This window comes from Cytobacillus citreus (assembly GCF_018343665.1).
GTDB classification, from domain to species: Bacteria; Bacillota; Bacilli; order Bacillales; family Cytobacillaceae; genus Cytobacillus; species Cytobacillus citreus.
This window is the reverse complement of record NZ_JAGYPM010000003.1, coordinates 648,788-670,900: the sequence shown is the minus strand read 5'-3', so window position 1 is coordinate 670,900 and position 22,113 is coordinate 648,788. Positions and strand designations below refer to the sequence as shown.

The window sequence follows — 22,113 nt, the reverse complement described above, 5'->3', positions numbered from 1 at the left end:
GCTTTGTCTCAAGGAAACCAATCGTGTTTACGATTTTCTTTAGAAGAGTCCGTATGGTTTCAAAAAGGACAGGAAGTAGATGATTTAATTACGATTTCCCTAGACCCAGATATTCTCATACAGGAAAATGATCAATATGTAACGATCCAAGGTGCTCTCGAGCTGTCAGGAGAGTATAACCGGTATGACACAGGGGCAATTGAAAATGAGGAAACATTTAAAGCCCCCAAATTTATTCAATACGTTGAAGAAAGAGAAGAGGGAGTTTGCGAATTTACACATTACTTCCCAGTGGATATAACAATTCCGAATAATAGGATCGAAAACATTCAAGATATTGATGTTATTGTTGAATCATTTGATTATGTATTTCCTGAGCGAAGCTGCATGAAATTAACAGCCAATTTAACTATTTCTGGCCTTTATGGTGATCAGCAGCGTTCTCCGTCATTTGCAAAGGAAGAAGAATTCGAGACGATAAATCGATCTTCTGCTGCAGTATCAGAAATAGATCTAGGAACTGTAGAAAGACCTTCTAAAGAAACAATAGAAGAGGAAAAGCCTGTAGCAAAAGAAGAATTAGAAGAAAAAGAAGAGATTTATATTCCATTTGAAGCTGAGGCAAGAAAGCAACCAGAATTAGTCGAGAAAGAGAAAAGAGAAATAAGCGAGATAAAAGTAGAGATCTTAGATGAAATGCGAGTAAATGAAGAGATAAAAGTAGAGAAATTGGATGAGATGCGAGAAGAAGAAGAGATACTAGAAGAGATAATAGAAGAGGTAAAAGTAGAAGAAGAAAAAGTTAGAGTAACGCCAGAATTTTCCTTCTCTGCTCAAAGAAATGAAGAATCACCACCAACTGCGGAAGAAATTTATAAAATGACAGAAATTGAGGAAAGTCTTGAACAGGAAGTGGAGGTATTAGAGGATACAGCTGAACAAGATGGAGAATGGCTAGAAGACGAAATTTTTGAACTAGAGGAACAAAAGCCAGCAGCGGGAAAAGAAGAAGCAGCTCCGAAAAAAAAGAAAAAGATTTCCAAAAAGAAAAGCATGACATTAACGGAGTTTTTTGCGCGGAAGACTGAAGATAATGTTGCAAAGTTAAAAGTATGTATCGTTCAGAATGGAGATACAGTCGATACAATTGCCGAAAGATACGATATTACTGTTCAAAGACTACTTAGTGTAAACCATATAGAAATAAATCAAGATATATATGAAGGGCAAGTTCTCTATATTCCAGTTACCGTAGTAGCCTATCAAAAAAGATAAAGTGAAACTTCCATCAGTGTGGGGGTTCCGAAGCACAGGATGTGCTAGTGCAGACGTTACGACAGGACGTCGTGTCTTTAGTCTGCGTTCATCCCCCACTTAGACTTAGGTTTCTTTGATTCTCTCGCAACCTTGTAGTGGGGGTCTTACTGCTCGTTAATCTGCGATAAAAACAGGCTGGGCAGGGAAACATTAACCTGTCCAGCCATTTTGTTTCTGCTTTTTGAAATGTCTAGCCTGACCAAGGTGCTTCCGCTTTTCTATGAAAGTGAGTGATTCTTATGTATGAAAAGAATCGATTAACTAGGGCATATCCGATCTTAAAACAATATGCCCTTGAACCACATTTTGTTGAAGAATATGGCCTAGTACAAAAAATTTATACAAATAAAGGTGTATTTGCCTTGAAAAAAATCAACCCAAAGCAGGGCGCTGATTTTATTCGGCATGTTCAAGATTTATATCAAAAAGGCTATAACCGTATAGTGCCGATTTTCCCATCTGTTGATGGCCGATATGCTGTTTTGCATGAAAATGAAATGTATTACCTCATGCCATGGCTAGGAAATGAAGAAAAAGAGAACCGATACGAGCGCCACCATCAGCTCTTTCGTGAGTTAGCCAGACTCCATTCATTATCTTCAAAGGAAATAACAATCAATAAAGAAGAGAGAACGGAGCATTATGAAAAAACATTGCAGGAATGGGAAAAGGAACTGGAATTTTTAGAAGGATTTTTGGAGACCTGTGAGCAAAGGGAATATATGTCTCCCTTTGAATTATCGTATGTACTTTCTTATCATGATATCTATCAGGCATTAAATTTTTCGATAAGAAAATTAAAAGATTGGTATGAGAAGACGAAGGACAGTGATAAGGCACGTACTGTAACTGTTCACGGAAAAGTCTCAACTGAACACTTTTTATATGATGAAAAGGGTTATGGTTATTTCTCAAATTTTGAACGAGCCAAAAAAGGCTCGCCGATTCATGATATATTACCATTCCTTTCACGAACATTGAAAACCTATCCAAAAAAATCAGAAGAATGTATAGAATGGATCTATACGTATCTAAAATATTCCCCGTTTAAAGAGGATGAATTCCTTCTATTTCAAAGCTATTTTGCTCATCCAGGAGCTGTTATGCGTTCTGCAGAAAGGTATTTTAAAAACCGCTATGGGAATGGAGAAAGGAAATCGACGTTACATTTTCAGAAGCAATTTTGGCTCCTTAAAAATACTGAATACGTTTTGATGAGAATGGAAGAAATTGAGCGGCAAAAAGCGGAAGCAAAAACGGCTGCGCAACCACAAGAAGAAGCCCAAAATTAATAGGATTTTGGGCTTTTATAGCCATTCAAAACGAAGGGCTACCGCAATTAATATCAGAATGGCAAGAAACAAAACATCAAATGTTGTTGGAAAAATGATCACTCTTATTCCTTGAAAACAGCAAAATGGAATAATAAATTGCGAGCAGGCCCCCCTAATTGTTCTTAGCCACGGTGGCAAACCATAAGGATTATACTTTCTTCTCATTGGAACATGCCCCCTTTCGAAATTTTTCTCAAATTATTCTATGTAGGACATCCTTTATTAGTGCCTACCATACGTTATATAATCCAAATTACATTGTAAGTTTACTGATAGCTCTTTTAATAAAATTAAATAAAATATGGAACACTGCTAATTATCGTTGTATAAAATAAAAATAAAATAGGAATAATGATTGACGACAATCCTATTTTATAGGTAATATATTGATAATAAAAATAAACAGCAAAGATAGGGAAGAGTACAATGGCTATTTGCTTTTAGAGAGGAAAACCATTAGCTGAAAGGTTTTCTAAGTAGAACCGTTGGAAGGTCGCCCTTGAGCTTCTTTCGCGAAAGATTGCAAAATCGTGTAGTGAAGGACGGGAAATCCGTTATCAATTTAAGAGTCAAACAGGGATGTCGGTTTTAGAGTTAGACAACAGTCTAGCTACCGCTCATCTTTCTGTTTGAAAAAAAGGTGGTACCGCGAAGCATACTCCATTCGTCCTTTTATGGCGAATGGAGTTTTTTATTTGTAAAGGGGATGATATGTGATGGAAACGAAGGAAATAACAATGCCTACAAAGTATGATCCACAATCAATTGAACAGGGACGCTATGAATGGTGGCTAAATGGTAAGTTTTTTGAGGTGAAGGATGATCAAAATAAACATCCTTATACAATCGTTATTCCGCCGCCGAATGTTACTGGAAGGCTTCATCTTGGTCATGCATGGGATACAACCCTACAGGATATTTTAACGCGTATGAAACGGATGCAAGGCTATGATGTACTATGGCTGCCAGGAATGGACCATGCTGGAATTGCTACCCAAGCAAAAGTAGAGGAAAAACTTCGCAGTGAAGGAAAGTCGCGCTATGATTTAGGCCGTGAGAAGTTTGTTGAGGAAACTTGGAAGTGGAAAGAGGAATATGCAAGTCATATTCGCCAGCAATGGTCTAAGCTTGGACTTGGTCTTGACTATAGTCGTGAGCGCTTTACGCTTGATGAAGGATTATCAAAGGCGGTTCGTGAAGTATTTGTTTCTCTATACCATAAGGGGCTAATTTACCGGGGTGAATATATTATTAACTGGGATCCGTCTACGAAGACAGCTCTTTCTGATATTGAGGTTATTCATAAAGATGTACAGGGTGCGTTTTATCATATGAAATATCCGCTTACAGACGGCTCTGGGCATATTGAAATTGCAACAACTCGCCCAGAAACAATGCTAGGAGATACTGCTGTAGCTGTTCATCCAGAAGATGACCGTTATAAGCACTTAATTGGAAAGACAGTTACACTTCCAATTGTAGGCCGCGAGATTCCAATTGTAGGCGATGATTATGTTGATATGGAATTCGGTTCAGGTGCGGTAAAAATTACGCCGGCTCATGATCCGAATGACTTTGAAATTGGTAATCGTCATAATCTTGAACGTGTTCTTGTCATGAACGAAGACGGTACAATGAATGATAAAGCTGGTAAATACACTGGGTTAGATCGCTTCGAATGTCGAAAGCAAATCGTTAAGGATCTACAGGATCAAGGTGTATTATTCAAAATTGAAGAGCATATGCATTCAGTTGGACATTCTGAGAGAAGCGGAGCAGTAGTAGAGCCGTATCTTTCTACACAATGGTTCGTTAAAATGCAGCCGCTTGCTGATAAAGCGATTGAGCTCCAATCAAAAGAAGAAAAAGTAAACTTTGTTCCTGAAAGATTTGAAAATACTTACATGCGTTGGATGGAAAATATTCGTGACTGGTGTATTTCACGTCAGCTTTGGTGGGGACATCGTATTCCAGCTTGGTATCATAAAGAGACTGGAGAAGTATATGTGGCTCATGAAGCACCAGAAGATATCGAGAACTGGGAACAGGACAAAGATGTTCTTGATACATGGTTTAGTTCTGCGTTATGGCCGTTTTCAACAATGGGCTGGCCTGATACTGAATCTGGGGACTATAAACGATATTACCCAACAGATTGCCTCGTAACAGGATATGATATCATTTTCTTCTGGGTATCTCGAATGATTTTCCAAGGATTAGAATTTACGGATCAAAGACCATTTAAAGATGTATTAATTCACGGTCTTGTACGTGATGCTGAGGGCAGGAAGATGAGTAAATCCCTTGGCAATGGTGTTGATCCAATGGATGTAATCGATAAGTACGGTGCAGACGCACTCCGCTACTTCCTATCAACAGGAAGCTCACCAGGGCATGACTTGCGTTTTAGCATCGACAAAGTTGAGGCAACATGGAACTTTGCGAACAAAATTTGGAATGCTTCTCGTTTCGCATTAATGAATATGGATGGATTAACATTCGAAGAAATCGACTTGACTGGTGAAAAATCAGTTGCAGATAAATGGATCTTAACTCGCTTAAATGAAACCATTGAAACAGTTACGAGATTATCTGACCGTTACGAATTCGGAGAAGTTGGCCGTGTACTTTATAACTTTATCTGGGATGATTTCTGTGACTGGTATATCGAAATGGCCAAGCTTCCGTTATATGGGGACGACGAAGCAGCTAAGAAAACAACTCGTTCTATTCTGGCTTATGTATTAGATAATACGATGCGCTTATTGCATCCATTCATGCCATTTATTACGGAGGAAATTTGGCAAAACCTTCCTCATTCTGGCGAGTCGATTACAATTGCCGAATGGCCGAAAGCACAAGCAGAATTCACTGATCTGCAAGCTGCCAATGAGATGAAGCTCTTAGTTGAAATCATTCGCTCTGTACGTAATAGCCGAGCAGAAGTAAACACTCCGATGAGCAAGAAAATAAAGATGATCTTGAAAGCAAAAGATCAGGATGTATTATCAACATTAGAGAAAAATCTTAAGTTTATTGAACGCTTCTGTAACCCAGAAGAATTAACGGTTGCAATGGATCCAGAAACACCTGAAAAAGCAATGACATCTATTGTTACAGGTGTGGAGATTATCCTTCCACTAGAAGGGCTGATCAATATAGAAGAAGAGGTTGCCCGTCTGCAGAAGGAATGGGAAAAGCTTAATAATGAAGTTGAAAGGGTTCAAAAGAAGCTGAGTAATGAAGGCTTTATTAAGAAAGCTCCTGAAAAAGTGATCGAGGAAGAGAAGGAAAAAGAAAAAGATTACACCGAGAAAAGAGCCGCTGTTGAAGCACGAATTAAAGAATTAAAAGGCGAATAAGTTCTTTAAAAAGTTAGAAGACGAATCCAGTTCTATGGATTCGTCTTCCTCATGCTTTAAAGAATTATTATTAGTAGCGGATAAATGGAGTAAACTGACCGATATTTTGTAAAAAGGTGACTGATATAATTGAAGACTGAGCGAAATGACGATAATACCGACATTATATTAGCTTTCCTCAGTATTAAAAGTAAAAAAATCACATATACATGTTTTTTCGATAGGGGGCAGTTATTGTGTTTACTACATATGAAGAGGCTATTTCATGGATTCATTCAAGGTTAAGGCTCGGAGTAAAACCAGGACTAAAAAGGATGGAATGGATGATGGAAAAGCTAGATCATCCAGAAAGAAGGATTAAATCCATTCATATTGGCGGTACAAATGGGAAGGGCTCAACAGTTACATATCTCCACTCGATTCTTCAAGAGGCTGGGTACGTAGTTGGGACATTCACATCCCCATATTTTGAACAGTTTAATGAAAGAATATCCTTTAATGGAATGCCCATTAGCAACGAGGAGATTGTTCGATTAGCTAACGATATCTATCCACTTTCTTTAGAATTGGAAGAAAGCGAATTCGGAGGTCCGACCGAATTTGAAATTATAACGGCAATGGCTCTCCAATATTTTGGGCACGTCAATCCTGTTGATATTGCCCTTTTTGAAGTGGGACTTGGCGGCAGATTTGATTCAACTAATATTATATTACCGATACTTTCTATCATTACAAGCATTGGCCTAGACCATACAGGCATCCTAGGAGAAACCCATACTGACATTGCTTATGAAAAAGCCGGGATCATAAAGCCAGGTGTTAGCATCATTACAGGAGTTAATCAAGAGGATGCTCTTCAGGTCATTAAAAATAAAGCAAGTGAAAAGAAAGCGACTATCTATACACTCGGCAGCCAATTCTTGATTAATGAGCATATATCAACAAAAACGGGTGAGGGATTTACGCAACAAACCCCTTTTAGGCAATGGGAGAATCTTGAAATTTCGATGTTCGGAAAGCATCAAACTGAAAACGCATCAATAGCAGTTATGGCTATTGAGATTTTAAACAAGTACTATTCATTTTTAATAGAGGACGAGCATGTATATTTAGGTCTTAAAAAGGCATATTGGCCAGGCAGATTTGAAGTCGTGTCAAAGAATCCTTTAATCATCATGGACGGAGCACATAATGAGGAAGGAACGGCGTCATTAGTCAGTGAACTTGAAAAACGCTATCCTGATAAAAATAAGAACATTATTTTTACAGCTCTATCTGACAAAAAATTAGATAATATGATCAAGAAATTAGATGCCATAGCCGATAAAATAACTTTTGTTGAATTTAATTACCCGAGAGCAGCACGAGCTGAGAATCTATTTGATCTGAGTACGAATAAAAATAAGCATTTTAATAAAAATTGGGCAATTACACTTGAAGAAAACATTCGTAACATAAAGGCTGATGAAATGCTAATCGTAACTGGATCACTATACTTTTTATCTGAAATTAAACCTTTTATATCTAAATATTCAGAAAAATGATATGTGACAATAAATAGAAAATTTGATAAGATGTTAATGGTGCTAATGACCTAGAAATTTCATTGGAGAGGAGAGGTATATATGGTTAGCACTAGTAAGAAAAAATTAATTTGGGCTTTATGGCTATTAGTTTTTCCAGTTGGCTTATGGCTAACATATCGAATGTATCCTCCTCAAATCTCTGTTGATTTAGTAGACATTTTATTATTTTTATGTCTAGCCTTCTTTGTAGCGGCAACTCCGATGCTCATAAATGGTGCCCCGATTTTTTTGTTACAATGGATTTCATTGGCCGTTTTTTAAACTTTTGGTTTGTTTATAGAGCTTGTAATTGCTCAATTGACGTTAGCTGTGCTCTTCATAAGAATACGACTATCAAAGGAACAATGTTATAGGATTCCTCTTAACTCCATCATGTTTTTTCTCGTATCTTTACTGAGCGGAGGGATCTTTTATTATATTGTAGGGTATACCGGTGCTAGTTATTACGAAGATGGGCTATCTCTATGGCTATATGCCATTTATCCCGTTCTCTTTTATTTTTTTAATCATTTATTCATAGCGATAATTAACTATATTTTATACAAAGGAAAAAGAGAAGTTTTTGGGATAGACTTCGTTTGGGAGACAATCACAACATTTATATCATTACCGATTGATAATGAAGAGCTTTATCTCACGCAAGCGCCTTCGGAACAATTAAAGAACAAATTGTTCCTGCGATGAATATTCAAAGAAGCTTTCCTTAGTGCTCACCTCGAGGTCGACAAAAACGCGACGTCCTCCCAAAAGATCCCTTTTGGTCGTGCGATGTATCGCTGACGATGCTTTCCTTGTCCTGTCGCATTGTCGACACTAGTACGTCCTGTACGTCGGAGGTAGGAGCTGGAGCTGAAAGTAGATAAACTATATCTCAAGTTATCAACAGATAGCGAAAATTATAATTTCCTATACAATGACAAAAACCCCTTGATTAAGGGGTTTTCGTTTTAAGAAATGACATGTAGTAGCTTATACATAATTTTAAAAAAGATCTAAAAATGGAAAGTTAATCCTCTTAAATTTTTTCAAATTTTAATTATAATTGTAATCATATTTGATAGAAATAGTTGGATCGCCCCATTTTATCGTAGAATTTCTTTTACAAGCATTTTCAAAAGAGGTCGGATTTGTAATGACCTTCGAATGGCTGCTGCTTTCCGCATAGATTTTACTGCTTCCCTTGCTGTTATCATTAATATTATTTATGCTTAGGTTGCCATTTACACAAACTGTTGAATTACTTTCAAGGTTTATTCCTTGAATGGATGCGGAAGAATTAATAAAAATAATAGAATTATTCATATTATTTATTTGATTAAATCTAGCAGGGGATCCAACAAAAATTTTTGAGTTATCCATTTTCATATTATCAAATGTTGCACTTCCGGCAACTTCAATGATTGAATCAGTAAGCCCACTTCCGTTAAAGTGACCAAAATTTGCAGCTCCGTTAACATGTATTTTTGATTGTTTTAGACTATTCAAATTTTCTGTTGTCATACTTCCGAGAACATAAATGATTGAATCATTCATATCCTTATTATTCAAATTTTGGAAGCTTAGTGTCCCATTAACTCTGAAAACAGAGTTGTCGAAAACCAATTTTTGATTATTATGATAAGAAGCGCTTCCATTTATTTGACATCTACTGTTAGTAAAATCGGTCTGTTCATTTCTGCAAGCTGTTAAATTTCCAGGATCAAGTATCTCGTTGCCGCTAAGAAGACTTTCCGATTCTCCGGGATTACCACTATCTTTGTCTTCCATGGTTAGAAAATCGGTAAAATCGATTGTCATGGAAGCTTTAATTTTTGTTTTTTTACCACTTTCATTACCCGTACTTATAAAAACTATACTAATCTCATTACTTTTTGAGCCATCTGGATCTACTTGATAATCTATTTCAAAAGGAACAGGCGGTTTATTCTCCAATTCCGTTATAATTTTTATTTTTATTATTTCTTTCATTTTATCTCTTGCCTTTTGAATATAATATTGATTATCCTTTAGCTCCTTATTTTTTATATGATTTTCTCGTTCATTTTTAATTTCCTGCAATACGATGTTATAGTTTGAATAATAGGCATTTTTAATTGCACTTTCAAAATACAATATTCCCATTTCTGATAGGGCAACAGATTGAGATTTTTTTTCCACCTCTTTATTTTGTTTCATACTGTTAGCGGATTGCCCCATAAAGGATAAACTAATTATCATAAAAATTGTTATGGTGAGTAATACAGTTAATAGGGCATAACCTCGTTTATTAACTAGTAATTTCTTTATTTCTTCCATTCTAATCACCATTCTTTAACCGATATAGTCGTGGCTCTATCGTAATATAATTCCCAGGATCATTTTTGTCAGAAACAGTAACCACTATTTTTTTTTCATTTTCAGTATTAGGTGTAACAGTACCATTAAAGTCAGTGTTATAGCATAATTTACTATTATCAAAAATGAATGATTCTAGTGAAGTTGAAATGGCAATACTTTTACAGTCTGATGGTCCTTCGGATTTAATTGTATATAAATTTGCAGTTTGATGAACCTTTGTTAATGTGCTTAAAATAATATTCGTTTCTTGCTGAATTTGATTTTTTATGATCGATTTTTGAGAAAATTGAAAGCCTTGAAAAAAACTATTCCAAATGATGATACCTATAAAGGAGAGAATACCCAATGTTATTAGGACTTCGATAAGTGTAATTCCATTTTCATTTTGCTTCACGATTTCTTCCCCTTCATTCCACGATTATATAACCATAAATCTCAGTAACTACAGAATTGTTATCATTAAGGAGTTGAATATGAATTTGATTGGCTTTTATTGGTCCTGTTATTAAATCAGATTTTTTATTAATTTTTATATGAATATTAAATTTTTTTTTCCTCTTTTCCGAATAATAGTAATCGGCATCTTCCGTAATATTGCTTGGCAACTCAACTGAATTTAATTTCAAAAGAGAATTGATTTCTTTATTTTTTTGCCAAGCAATTAATTCTTCTTTTGCTATATTTATTGCCTCAGTCTTGTCAACGTTTTTTTGATTCATTAGTCCCATTTGAGGGAAGAACTTCATTATAGTGACTAGAATGATAGATAAGATGAGAATCGATAATAATACTTCAAGGAGTGTAATCCCTTTTTGATTAAATGTTATTAATTTCATAGAGCATCTGCCCTCGCGTTTTAATATTGATTACAAAGCACTAGGATATTAATCATTTTCTTTCAAAATGCTTATTGTTATTATACAATATCTATCAAACAATTTAAGTTATTTTTAGGTCTTTTTACGTACTTTTTGGAAAGTTGTAACAATTTCTTAACTTATTTTATATTAATTTAGGTTTATAATTTTTATTGGGGTGATGAAGTGGTAGTATTTATTTTCTCAATAGCTTCCTTACTAATTCTTATACCGATTGTAGCTTTTCTGCCGATCGGAATATCGTTTAAGAGGAAATGGGTTTTAGTTGGAATGGCTTTTCTAATTGCAAATGTAGGACTAATTGTCAGTACTTTATTTCACTTATGGAATACAGTACAAATTCTTCTTTTGCTGATACTTTTAGCATCCATTATTTTAAATTCAAGATATAAGAGGGGTACTGCATTACAAGATAGTGCATTTTTAATAGAAAAGACGTCAAACTCCCAAGATGATGAAAATTTACATAATGTACAAATGGAAGCATCCCCCTTAAACCAAATAAACATACAAGCTGATGAAATTATACAATCACCTGCAGATAACTACTCAGAGGAAGAAGGAGTTCTTTTAAACTTAGAAGACAAAACAGAAGAATCCGATACGGCACAGTTTACGTCACTAGAGAAAATAGCCATAAATCCGAATCTATCAAATGAGTTTGCTGATTCGTTTGCTATAGATGAAGACATTTCTTTCTTGAATAATCGTTCGAATCTCCTGAATAATGATAATTTAGTGGAGGAAAAGCATGAAAAAGAAGGGAATGATTTTGAAATCGGCTATATGTCAGAAATTGAAAAGTTAATGAAAAAAAATGATTTGAATTATATCGATAATATTGAAATAGATTCACATTGTAATAAGATAGAAATGGAAGAATTGTCAGAAATAGAGGTATCTTTAGTTTATCAAGAATCGGAAATAGATGAAAAAGAAAATGTTTTTAGCGATGAGATTGAAATAGAGGAGTTAGTCTTTGTACAAAAGTAATAAGCAGTCTAATAAAGGAGAGTCCGCATGTGAGAAATAAGCTAGGAGTTAAACTATTTATCATTCTTTTTCTATGCACTTTTTTTATCTTTGGCTTCTCACATTTTGGTGCCTCAGCATTTCATTCGATTTTGAATAATACAAACAGCTTTGCCGAAGGAACGACGGTTGGTATTGTAAATGTTGCAGGGAAAACTGAAACAGAAGCAATGCAATTAGTTGACGAACAACTGACCCGTTGGTTAGATGAAATGATTGTACATATTGGATATAAAGAGAAAAAAATATTACTAAATAATTCGCATTTTCGTTTTAACATTGTTGATTCAGTAAAGTCTGTGAATAATGGACAGAAAAATTTGCTGCTTGTTGATTTTGAAAATAATTCAGTAGAGAATGATATCCTGGATTCTTTCTCATCATTAAATAGTGAGATGATAGACTCTGATAAGCTTCAGTCCGACTTATTAAACAGTGCCAAGTTATTAGAGCCTGGGGAATTAGAGTTTCGTCTAGAAAACTATTTAGTTGGAGCAAACAAAAATCAAAATGTTGTCATTAAGGAATCTAGTATAGAAATCAAGGATTCAGATGCTGACATGAGGCAGATAATAGAAAAGCTTTCAACCATCAAAATTCAACCAAATTCTCAGTTTTCTCTTTTAAAATTACTAGAAGAGAATGGATTGGAAAAGGAATCTCCTACTGCTATCAATATATTAGCTACGGCGATTTATCAATTAATTTTACCAACTAATTTTCAAATAATTGAAAGATATATTAGCAATGAAATGCCTGAATATGCACAATTAGGATTTGAAGCAAAAGTTGATGCCGACAAAAGCATGGATTTGATTTTTGCTAATCCGAATGACAATGGGTATGTAATTGACTTTTTGTGGAGTGAGAATACATTAACTTTATCCCTAAAAGGGACAACCTTTTTGAATAAATATGTTATTACGACACAGGATGAAAAGACCTTTAAACCGAAAACAATCAAGCATTATAGCCCACTGTTGAACCCGAGTGAAAAAACAGTTAAAACTGAAGGAAAAGAGGGGTTTATAATTAAAGTTTTCCGTGAAGTTTATGATGAAAAAGGTGCGTTTTTAAGAAGAGAAGAAATCTCAGAGGATTATTATCCTCCCAATCATCGTATAGAAGTGTACGGGCTAATTAACAAAGAAAAAAATAATAATGAATTACAAGAAGAGTCTCCTTCGGGAGAAAATGTTTACACTATCGAGAGTCAAAATGATGATGAAAAATCTTCATTTCCAGAAAACACTGATGATTCATCTGGAATAGTCGATAATTCATCTGGAACCATCGAAAATACAAATGAGCTTTGGGGGAAACCAAAGGAACAAATGAAATAATCACCAATAAAGCAGGGATGATGTATGAAACAAATCCGAAAACGGCTTGGGGATCTACTAATTGATGCTGGTCTATTAACTGAAGATCAGCTACAAACGACATTAAAGGAAAAAAGTGAAGGGCAAAGACTCGGTGATGCTTTACTGCAAAGGGGATATATTACAGAGCAACAGCTTATTGAAGTGCTTGAATTTCAGCTTGGGATTCCTCATATTAGTTTATATCGGTATCCATTTGACACAAACCTATTTAGTATTATTTCAAAGGAAACAGCAAAACGGCAGCTCTTAATTCCTCTAAAAAAAGAGGGGGACAAGCTTTTTGTCGCTATGGCAGACCCGATGGACTTCTTTTCTATCGATGATTTGCGTTTATCTACAGGATTCCAAATAGAGACGGCGATTGCAACTAAAGATGATATTTTAAGAGCAATTAATAAATATTATGACATTGATGAGGGCTTTGAAGAATTAATAAGTTATAATCCTAAAACAGAAAGTCACCAAGAGGAAAAAATTACTGATCAAGACTCTCCTATTGTACGATTAGTAAATCAAATAATTTCAAATGCAGTTTCGATGAAAGCAAGTGATATTCATATCGACCATCAAGAAACGAAGGTAATTGTTCGATATCGGATTGATGGAGTTTTAAGAGTTGAACGAGTTCTTCCAAAGCATATGCAGGGTGTTTTAACGGCAAGAATAAAAATAATGGCCAATTTAGATATTACAGAACACCGTATTCCTCAGGATGGCAGAATAAAGGTTAATCTCGATTTTCATCCAGTAGATTTACGTGTATCTACTTTGCCGACCGTTTTTGGTGAAAAAATAGTTATGCGGATCCTTGATTTAGGCAGTTCATTGAATGATATAAATAAACTTGGCTTTAATAAATTAAATTTAAAACGGTTCATAGAAATAATTGAAAAGCCAACTGGAATTGTACTCCTAACAGGTCCTACTGGATCGGGAAAATCCTCTACTTTATATGCTGCATTAAATAAATTGAACAGTGAAGAGGTTAATATTATTACAATTGAAGACCCTGTTGAGTACCAATTGGAAGGAATCAATCAAATTCAAGTGAACACGAATATTGGCATGACTTTCGCTACAGGGCTTCGCTCCAATCTCCGCCAAGATCCGAATATTATTATGGTTGGAGAAATTAGGGATAAGGAAACAGTTGAAGTCGCGATTCGTGCTTCGTTAACAGGACATCTTGTTCTTAGTACTTTGCATACAAATGATTCGATTGGGACGATTACTAGATTAATGGATATGGGGGTAGAGCCATTTCTAGTGGCCTCATCACTAAGCGGAATTGTTGCACAGCGGCTTGTAAGAAGGGTATGCCGTGATTGTGCAGAGGAGCAGGTTCCATCTAAACGGGAAATTGAAATTTTTGCAAGAAGAGGTATGAATATAGAAAAAGTAATTCGTGGACGGGGATGTTCCTCTTGTAGTATGACAGGCTATAAAGGACGAATTGCTATACATGAAGTACTTGTGATTAATGATGACATAAGACGTACGATTATGAATGGAGAATCTATTGCAAGATTAAGAGAATTAGCTATAAAACATAAAACGATTTTTCTTGTTGACGACGGCTTATTAAAAGTAAAACAAGGTTTAACAACGACGGAAGAAGTATTGAGAGTAGCAACTCTCGAATAGGGGTGCAAATAGTGAAGGAAAAAATAGAATATTTATTGCGCGCCGCGTTTGAATTAAAAGCTTCAGATCTTCATTTAACAGTAGGTGTTCAACCTATTATGCGGATTAATGGCGAATTAAAAAAATATGGGAAAGAGATTTTGAAGCCTAATGAGACTGAAGGTATGGCAAGAGCGATAATTCCGAACCATATGTGGGAGCAGTTTAAGGAAAAGGGAGAATTAGATTTTTCATATGGCATTCCAGGTGTTTCTCGGTTTCGTGTAAATACATATCATCAACGTTCTTGTATTTCTATGGCGATAAGGGTGGTTCCTACGAAAATTCCATCCATTGATGAGTTGGAATTGCCAAATATATTGCGGAAGATATCAGAAATTCCACAGGGCCTAGTCCTTGTTACCGGTCCAACTGGAAGCGGCAAATCAACGACCCTTGCTTCAATGATTCAGTATATGAATAATACGATGCGAAAACATATTATTACCCTTGAAGATCCAATTGAGTATCTCCATAAGCATGGGAATTCGATTATTGACCAGCGAGAAGTTGGCTTTGATACGATGAATTTTGCCAATGGTCTAAGGGCAGCACTTCGGCAGGACCCTGACATAATCCTTGTCGGGGAAATGCGAGACTTGGAAACGATACAAACAGCGATTACGGCAGCTGAGACAGGGCATTTAGTGTTAGGAACCCTGCATACATCAAGTGCTCCAGCAACGATTAATCGAATAATTGATGTCTTTCCACCTTCCCAGCAGCCTCAAATTAGAATTCAACTGGCGTCTGTTTTAGTAGCGGTCATTTCCCAGCGGCTTTTCCGGCGAGAAGATAGGGAAGGGCGGAAAGCAGCAACAGAAATATTAATGAATAATGCGGCGGTTGGCAATCTTATTCGCAATGAAAAGATCCATCAAATCATAAACATTATGCAAACGTCGCGTGCTCAAGGAATGCATACACTTGAGAACAGCATTAAGGATCTCGTTCATGCAGGTATTATTTCAAAAGAAGCTGCAGAACCCTACTTACAGGAGATTTTAATTTAGTATGGCACGATTTAAATACTCAGGAAGAGACCGTAAAGGAAAAAAAGAGGGAGTCATACAAGCTAATTCCAAAAGAGAGGCAATGCTTAAGCTGAAGGAGGAAGATATTCGGGTACTTGAAATTGCCCAAATTCCTGAATCTTTCTTGACAAAAGATATTTCCATTGGCAATCCTGTTAAACTTCAGTATTTTGTTATTTTCCTAAGACAGTTTTCAACTTTATTAAAAGCGGGTGTAACTGTAGTTGATTCTACGAGAATACTTGCTGCACAAACGGAGAGTAAACCATTAAGGAAAGTTCTGCTCGATATCGAACAAGACCTGCGTGAGGGGATTCCGTTATCAGATTCTGCCGCAAAAAATAATAAAATATTCACACCTATATTTATCAACATGGTTAGAGCAGGTGAAGCGGGTGGGAATATGGATGAAACACTAGAAAGGCTTGCTGATCATTTTGAAAAGCAGCATAACACGAAGCAAAAAATTATTTCAGCACTTGCTTATCCAGTTGTTGTTGGTATCATTGCAATCGCAGTTGTTATTTTCTTATTAGTATCTGTTGTTCCAACATTTGTGGCCATGTTTGAAGACTTTGGCGGTGAACTGCCTGCTATTACCCGTTTTGTTTTAAGCTCAAGCGAATTTATGCAGGTTTATTGGTGGTTAATTCTATTGCTGATTCTTGCCTTTGGAATTACAATTGCTATCCTAAGAAAGAACCAACATACGAAATACTATTTGGATTTACTCATTCTACGCATCCCTGTGTTTGGAAAGATGCTGCAAAAGGCTGTATTAGCAAGGATGACAAGGACCATGAGCTCATTATTTACAAGCTCAGTCCCTATTTTACAAGCTATGTCCATCGTTGAAAAAGTCGTAGAAAATGAAGTAATGGCACGAGTTATTCGCCAATCAAGAAATTCACTTGAAAAAGGCCAATCATTGACAGAACCAATGAAAAAGCATTGGGCCTTTCCGCCCCTGCTGACACAAATGATTGCGATCGGGGAAGAGACAGGCGTACTCGACGCTATGCTCGGTAAAGTAGCAGATTTCTATGAAAAAGAAGTTGAAAACAGTACAGATAGAATCAAATCTCTAATCGAACCACTCATGATTGTCTTACTTGCAGGCATAGTTGGAACAATCGTCATATCGATTATGGTCCCGATGTTTGAAATATTTAATCAAATAGGTTAATTGTTTGCAAAATATTAACAAAATTTACTTTTAATATACTAGTCTAGCAGTATAATAGTAATAGTGCTTTTATCACAAAAATGAGAGGAAGGTTAGTATGTTAAAGAAAATTGGACAAAGATTAAAAGATCAAAGAGGGTTGACGCTTGTTGAATTACTAGCGGTTGTAGTTATTTTGGGGATTATTGCGGCGATTGCAGTTCCAGCAATTGGAAATATTATCGAGAATTCAAAGAAAGATGCTCATATTGCTAACGCTCTACAATTACAAAATGCATCTAAATTGTATTTTGTTGAAAACCCCTCTGCTACATCACCTGTTACATTAGATGATTTGATAAAAGCTGGGTTTGTAGAAACAATCCAAGATCCTAGTGATACGAAAGAAATTTATGATAAAAGTGCTACAACAGTAGCAGTATCAGAAAATACTACTACTAAGGAAAAAGAATATAAGGTCACTATAAAAGGTAAATCTACCACTTACATTAAAGGTTCTAAAAAAGCGAGTGAATTACAACGTTCTGATGTTGAACTAAAATAGTGGATGGTTATAAAATGTCTATCTTATTAATATTTATTATTTTTATATTAGGTCTAATACTCGGTTCCTTCTTCAACGTCGTCGGTCTGCGCCTGCCACAAAAGAAATCAATCGTCGCACCACGCTCAGCCTGTCCTAATTGCCAGCATCAGCTTACAGCATTCGAGCTGATTCCTGTATTTTCATATGTGATTCAAGGAGGGAAATGTCGCCAATGCAAGGCGCGCATTTCTCCTCTTTATCCACTTGTTGAGCTCATAACAGGTGTATTATTCGCTGGAGCCCCGCTCATTCTTGGCTGGACAAGTGAGCTTTTTGTCGCATGGACGCTAATCTCATTACTTGTAATTATTTTTGTTTCTGATGTCACTTATATGATTATCCCTGATAAAGTGCTTGTTTTTTTCATGGGGATTTTTTTGTTGGAACGAATCTTCATTCCGCTTGAACCATGGTGGGATTCCTTATTAGGAGCAGCTGTTGGATTTATTCTTCTTCTGCTTATTGCGGTCATCAGCAAAGGAGGAATGGGGGGCGGAGATATTAAGCTGTTTGCCGTTCTTGGATTTGTCCTAGGGATTAAACTAGTCCTGCTATCTTTTTTTATCGCAACCTTATATGGTGCTCTTTTTGGTGTTATTGGATTAATACTAGGAAAACTAAAAAGAAAAAAACCGATTCCCTTTGGTCCTTTTATTGCTGCTGGAACACTGACAGCTTATTTTTACGGTGATTTGATCATCCATTATTATTTAGTGCTTTATTAGCAACAGGATTTTAACTAAGGAGTTTTTCATATGGCTCTTTCCGTCTTTTCGCGTAAAAACCGTACGGTTAATATTATTATCAATGATTATTCCATTCGATTTGTTGAATTGAAGCAAACGAAACCGCCTATTATTCTACGATGGGGTGAGCGGTTCATTCCGTTTGGCATCATTAGAGATGGGAAGATTATTGAGTATGGTACTTTGGCAATGATTCTAGAAGAATGTATTGAAGAGTGGAAGATTCAAAAGCGTTTTGTTCGTTTTATTGTGCCAGACTCTTTTGTCATCATTCGAAAAGTCGAGATTCCAGCAGATGTGAAGGATGACGAAATCAATGGCTATTTATATTTAGAACTTGGTACAAGAATCCATCTTCCATTCGATGAGCCTGTCTTTGATACATATATAGTTTCGAAAGGGAAAGAAAAGAGTGAAGTTCTCGTATTTGCCAGTAATGAAGAAAATGTTTTAGAATACTCCAATTTACTGTCGGGTGTAAAACTCCTACCTGATGCGGCGGATATTTCTCCGCTTGCACTTTATCGGCTTTACCATCAATTGGGTTTTCAAGGGAAGGCAGAAAGCCTGCTAATGGTTCAGTTTGATACGAATGTAGTAAACATCTGCATCTTTGAAAATCACCTTCCATTTTTTATGCATCATTTATTAATAGATTTTGATGAAGATAAGTGGAGTATCCATATGAATAAGGATGGAAAGCAGGCGCTTCAGTATAGCGGGGAAACAAATGATCTGCTATTACAACTGGAGGATATTTATAAGGAAATAAGTAAATTCATGGATTTCTATCGATATTCAATTAATCAAGGAAAGCAGCAAGTGTCAAAAATATTACTAAATGGGGATCATCCGTTTCTTGACCTAATAAAAAAAGAAATGGAGAAGAGATTTGATGTCCCCCTTCAAACTTTAAATATTAATTCAATAACTTCAGCAACAGAAGATAGTCTTCCGAGGACGCATTATCTAGCTCTGGGACTTGCATTAAAAGAGGTGTAATTATGCTCGTTGAGATTAACCTATTACCGAAAAAGGAATCGAGAAATACAGCTCTTTTTGTGCTAGTCGGAGTCTTCTTCTTATTATTGTTAGTAGGCATATTCATTACAATGTGGGTAGGCCAGTCTTATAAAGCTAAATTAAAAACAGTTGAACAGCAAATTTCAACAACACAGCAATTAATTGAGATTGATGAGAAAAAGATAACTGATGCGGAATCAGCAAATTCACAGAAAGAATTAGAAAAAGCAGTGGAATGGGCTAAGGAATACCCAATTAAGACAGTTCCTTTATTAAGAAAATTTACAGCGTTGCTGCCTGAACGAGGTTTTATTCAATCCTTTCAATATGAGGAAACAGGAAATATTCAGTTGCTTGTTCAATTTGACACAAAACGTGAAGCATCCTACTATTTAAAATCTATGCTTGATGCAGATTGGATCGAGGATGTAAGGCTAATTACTTTAACTGCGAATGAACCAACTGAAGAAGAGACAGAACAAACGTCGAAAATGGAACATGAGAACCAATATATTCCACGTTATCTTGCGAATTATGAAATAATTCTAAATCGATCAGTAATAAAAGCAGATTTGCAAGTGGAAAATCAAGGAGGGAATGAATCATGACCCTTCAGTTTTCTAAAAAAGAGAAGCAAATTGGTATCTTGGGAGTAATTATATTAATCTTGTTTATTACTGGACTCTACTTTTTCTATTTACAGCCATTGAAATCAGCTTTATCTACGAAAGAAAGTGAATTGCGTTCTGCGGAGAAGCTGTTTGAAGCTGTTGAAAGCCATAGACCTGATGATCCACAGTCAGATACTTTTACAAGCACAGAATCACTGCAAAAACAGATTCCAGTTAAGCCTTTAGTCGAACAATTATTACTTGATATAGAAAAAGCAGAGATCATTTCAGATAGTTTAGTACTTGAGATGGAGTTTACTGATGGAGATATTATTGAAACTCCCATGAATGAATCAGAAAATACAAATACAGCTAATGAAGAAATAAATACTGATAATACAGAGGCTGAACAAGTAGACGATAAAAAATCAAATATTCCAATGCCTTCGGGAATGAAGAAAACAACTGCTGTACTATTTGTTCAATCTCCGAGCTATTTTGAACTGGAGAAATTTATTGAAACACTAGAATCTCAGGAGCGTATCATTCTAGTCGAAAAATTAGAAATTAACGGACTTGAAGAGGTTATTTCTACGGATCAAGAGAAAGAATTGATTACTTCTCAAATCACGATTGCAACATTTTATATGCCAAATCTAACTGATTTAATTGATCAACTTCCAAAAATGGAAGTTCCAAAGCCAAGCGGCAAAAAAAATCCGTTTAGTATTTCGGAAGATATTTCAAATGAATTTGAGAAAGAAAAAGATGATTCTCTTGAAAAATTTGACGAAAATCCAAGGTAACAAGACGACAAAAGTCTTGTTATTTTTTTTTGTTGATATGGTAGGATGAAACAAAATTAGCCATTGACATGGAGGGAGGACGAATGGTGGACAGGCCGGATAAAGGGAGAACAATTACGATAAAAATTAATGGAAATCAGCGTTCATATGAAGAAAATAAGATTCCGGAGAATAAATTAAATCAAGAGGATTTAGAGAATGATAGATTGATAGTAGACGAAGATCAAAAGGTTAATTTCGATTATTTTTCTTCAAATGAAGCAGCAGCAACTCAAGAAACAACAGACGATGACAACTTTGATTGGATCCTTCCTGAAGATACTATTGAACAATCGGACTTAGCGGAATATAAAATAGCAACTAAATCGAAAAAGATAAACAAGAAAGGTTTAGCTGCTTTCGGAAGTAGTTTGAAAAAGAATAATCGCAATGGTCTGCTTTCTTCTGTTTTTATTACAGTTTTTTTTGCCATTCTGTTAGGTACAAGCTTCGGCTTTATTATGTTGAAATTAGTCATAACTGAAAATACGGCAGAAACCGAACTTCCAGCTATTACTGAACCAGTCCCAGAAGAAAAAGAAGGGGCAGGCTCGGAGACCGTAATAGTTAAATCACTTTCGACATTCGTCATTCAAGGGGGAGTGTTCTCTACTGTAGAATCGGCAAAACAAGTTCAAGAGGATAATATTCAGAAAGGAATTCCTTCTCAAGTCATTGAGATGAATGAGCAAGCCGTTCTTTATTTAAGTGTGGCAGATAGTATTGAGAACGCTAAAGAGATGAGTCAACAATTAAAGGGAAAGGACATTGAGGTTTTTGCTAAACCAATTTCATTCGAAGAGAAGTCTATAGCTGGTCTTCTTCCTGAAGAAAAAAAATTTATGGAAGCTGTTCCGTTAATTTTTGAAGTAATGACAGCAGGTGCGACAGAAGCTGCAGTCGATAATAGTATATCTGAAGAAACTTTAAAAAATATCGAAAAGCAAGCTGCGATTTTAAAAGCTAGTAAAACGGATCAATTCAAGCATGAAGGAATCATCTTATTAAAAAGTGAGTTGGACCTTGCTTATGCACAGCTAAAATCTTATAGTGAGTCAAACGACTCTAATGTGTTGACAAAACTCCAACAGCATTTATTAGGATTTCTTTCCACCTTCCATTCTGTTTCATAAATCTGCATAACACTCTAACTTTTTACATCATCCGC

20 protein-coding genes and 1 other annotated feature are annotated in these 22,113 nt (G+C 35.8%); of the genes, 16 read left to right on the top strand and 4 right to left on the bottom strand.

Features of this window, described 5'->3' with window-relative positions; all coding sequences use genetic code 11:
* The first annotated feature begins 3 nt into the window (after nucleotides 1-3).
* Together KHA94_RS14940 and ysxE are read left to right on the top strand one after the other, a co-directional pair.
* Nucleotides 4-1,275, top strand: coding sequence for a LysM peptidoglycan-binding domain-containing protein (locus KHA94_RS14940; protein ID WP_213102916.1), 1,272 nt, complete (start codon nucleotides 4-6; stop codon nucleotides 1,273-1,275).
* A gap of 281 nt (nucleotides 1,276-1,556) precedes the next feature.
* The gene (gene ysxE / locus KHA94_RS14935) at nucleotides 1,557-2,609 is read left to right on the top strand and encodes a spore coat protein YsxE (RefSeq protein WP_213102915.1); all 1,053 of its coding nucleotides are present in this window, start codon (nucleotides 1,557-1,559) and stop codon (nucleotides 2,607-2,609) included.
* Between the two features lie 15 nt (nucleotides 2,610-2,624).
* Here ysxE and KHA94_RS14930 read toward each other — a convergent pair whose 3' ends face one another.
* Nucleotides 2,625-2,816: a hypothetical protein gene (locus tag KHA94_RS14930; protein WP_213102914.1), complete on the bottom strand. Its 192-nt coding sequence runs from the start codon at nucleotides 2,814-2,816 to the stop codon at nucleotides 2,625-2,627.
* A 234-nt stretch (nucleotides 2,817-3,050) separates the two neighbouring features.
* Nucleotides 3,051-3,326, top strand: a binding site (T-box leader).
* A 41-nt stretch (nucleotides 3,327-3,367) separates the two neighbouring features.
* On the opposite strand from KHA94_RS14930, the gene KHA94_RS14925 reads away from it, so the two are divergent.
* The 3 genes from KHA94_RS14925 (at nucleotide 3,368) to KHA94_RS14915 (ending at nucleotide 7,860) form a co-directional block, all read left to right on the top strand.
* Nucleotides 3,368-6,013, top strand: coding sequence for a valine--tRNA ligase (locus tag KHA94_RS14925; RefSeq protein ID WP_213103264.1), 2,646 nt, complete (start codon nucleotides 3,368-3,370; stop codon nucleotides 6,011-6,013).
* 236 nt (nucleotides 6,014-6,249) lie between these two features.
* Nucleotides 6,250-7,557 (top strand): bifunctional folylpolyglutamate synthase/dihydrofolate synthase, encoded by a 1,308-nt coding sequence (locus KHA94_RS14920; protein WP_213102913.1) that lies wholly within the window; start codon nucleotides 6,250-6,252, stop codon nucleotides 7,555-7,557.
* Nucleotides 7,558-7,638: 81 nt separating this feature from the next.
* Nucleotides 7,639-7,860 (top strand): hypothetical protein, encoded by a 222-nt coding sequence (locus tag KHA94_RS14915; RefSeq protein ID WP_213102912.1) that lies wholly within the window; start codon nucleotides 7,639-7,641, stop codon nucleotides 7,858-7,860.
* A gap of 771 nt (nucleotides 7,861-8,631) precedes the next feature.
* On the opposite strand, the gene KHA94_RS14910 is transcribed toward KHA94_RS14915, so the two are convergent.
* Genes KHA94_RS14910 through KHA94_RS14900 form a run of 3 tightly spaced genes read right to left on the bottom strand, consistent with a single transcriptional unit; the run spans nucleotide 8,632 to nucleotide 10,772 of the window.
* Nucleotides 8,632-9,894 (bottom strand): type II secretion system GspH family protein, encoded by a 1,263-nt coding sequence (locus KHA94_RS14910; protein WP_213102911.1) that lies wholly within the window; start codon nucleotides 9,892-9,894, stop codon nucleotides 8,632-8,634.
* A 1-nt stretch (nucleotide 9,895) separates the two neighbouring features.
* Entirely contained in the window at nucleotides 9,896-10,330 is a 435-nt protein-coding gene (locus KHA94_RS14905; RefSeq protein ID WP_213102910.1) for a prepilin-type N-terminal cleavage/methylation domain-containing protein, read from the bottom strand.
* A gap of 13 nt (nucleotides 10,331-10,343) precedes the next feature.
* Nucleotides 10,344-10,772, bottom strand: coding sequence for a prepilin-type N-terminal cleavage/methylation domain-containing protein (locus KHA94_RS14900; RefSeq protein WP_213102909.1), 429 nt, complete (start codon nucleotides 10,770-10,772; stop codon nucleotides 10,344-10,346).
* Between the two features lie 207 nt (nucleotides 10,773-10,979).
* Between KHA94_RS14900 and KHA94_RS14895 the strand changes: the two genes are divergently transcribed.
* The 11 genes from KHA94_RS14895 to KHA94_RS14845 all read left to right on the top strand — a co-directional run bounded on the left by KHA94_RS14895 (nucleotide 10,980) and on the right by KHA94_RS14845 (nucleotide 22,078).
* The gene (locus KHA94_RS14895; RefSeq protein ID WP_213102908.1) at nucleotides 10,980-11,807 is read left to right on the top strand and encodes a hypothetical protein; all 828 of its coding nucleotides are present in this window, start codon (nucleotides 10,980-10,982) and stop codon (nucleotides 11,805-11,807) included.
* A gap of 29 nt (nucleotides 11,808-11,836) precedes the next feature.
* Nucleotides 11,837-13,189 (top strand): VanW family protein, encoded by a 1,353-nt coding sequence (locus tag KHA94_RS26535; protein WP_213102907.1) that lies wholly within the window; start codon nucleotides 11,837-11,839, stop codon nucleotides 13,187-13,189.
* A 24-nt stretch (nucleotides 13,190-13,213) separates the two neighbouring features.
* A complete protein-coding gene (locus KHA94_RS14885) occupies nucleotides 13,214-14,875 on the top strand; it encodes a GspE/PulE family protein (protein ID WP_213102906.1) in 1,662 nt (553 codons plus the stop codon).
* Nucleotides 14,876-14,886: 11 nt separating this feature from the next.
* Complete coding sequence (locus KHA94_RS14880; RefSeq protein WP_213102905.1) at nucleotides 14,887-15,927, top strand: type IV pilus twitching motility protein PilT; 1,041 nt, start codon at nucleotides 14,887-14,889, stop codon at nucleotides 15,925-15,927.
* A 1-nt stretch (nucleotide 15,928) separates the two neighbouring features.
* On the top strand, nucleotides 15,929-17,134 hold the full coding sequence (locus KHA94_RS14875; RefSeq protein ID WP_213102904.1) for a type II secretion system F family protein: 1,206 nt from the start codon (nucleotides 15,929-15,931) through the stop codon (nucleotides 17,132-17,134).
* A gap of 97 nt (nucleotides 17,135-17,231) precedes the next feature.
* Complete coding sequence (locus KHA94_RS14870) at nucleotides 17,232-17,678, top strand: prepilin-type N-terminal cleavage/methylation domain-containing protein (RefSeq protein WP_213102903.1); 447 nt, start codon at nucleotides 17,232-17,234, stop codon at nucleotides 17,676-17,678.
* Between the two features lie 14 nt (nucleotides 17,679-17,692).
* On the top strand, nucleotides 17,693-18,445 hold the full coding sequence (locus tag KHA94_RS14865) for a prepilin peptidase (protein ID WP_213102902.1): 753 nt from the start codon (nucleotides 17,693-17,695) through the stop codon (nucleotides 18,443-18,445).
* 30 nt (nucleotides 18,446-18,475) lie between these two features.
* On the top strand, nucleotides 18,476-19,468 hold the full coding sequence (gene pilM / locus KHA94_RS14860; RefSeq protein ID WP_213102901.1) for a type IV pilus biogenesis protein PilM: 993 nt from the start codon (nucleotides 18,476-18,478) through the stop codon (nucleotides 19,466-19,468).
* A 2-nt stretch (nucleotides 19,469-19,470) separates the two neighbouring features.
* A complete protein-coding gene (locus tag KHA94_RS14855; RefSeq protein WP_213102900.1) occupies nucleotides 19,471-20,097 on the top strand; it encodes a fimbrial protein in 627 nt (208 codons plus the stop codon).
* Nucleotides 20,094-20,906, top strand: coding sequence for a pilus assembly protein PilO (locus KHA94_RS14850; protein ID WP_213102899.1), 813 nt, complete (start codon nucleotides 20,094-20,096; stop codon nucleotides 20,904-20,906). Before KHA94_RS14855 ends, KHA94_RS14850 begins: the two co-directional genes overlap by 4 nt.
* Nucleotides 20,907-20,989: 83 nt before the next feature.
* Nucleotides 20,990-22,078 carry a hypothetical protein gene (locus KHA94_RS14845; protein WP_213102898.1) on the top strand — a complete coding sequence of 363 codons (1,089 nt, stop codon included), beginning with the start codon at nucleotides 20,990-20,992 and terminating at the stop codon, nucleotides 22,076-22,078.
* Nucleotides 22,079-22,113: the final 35 nt, after the last annotated feature.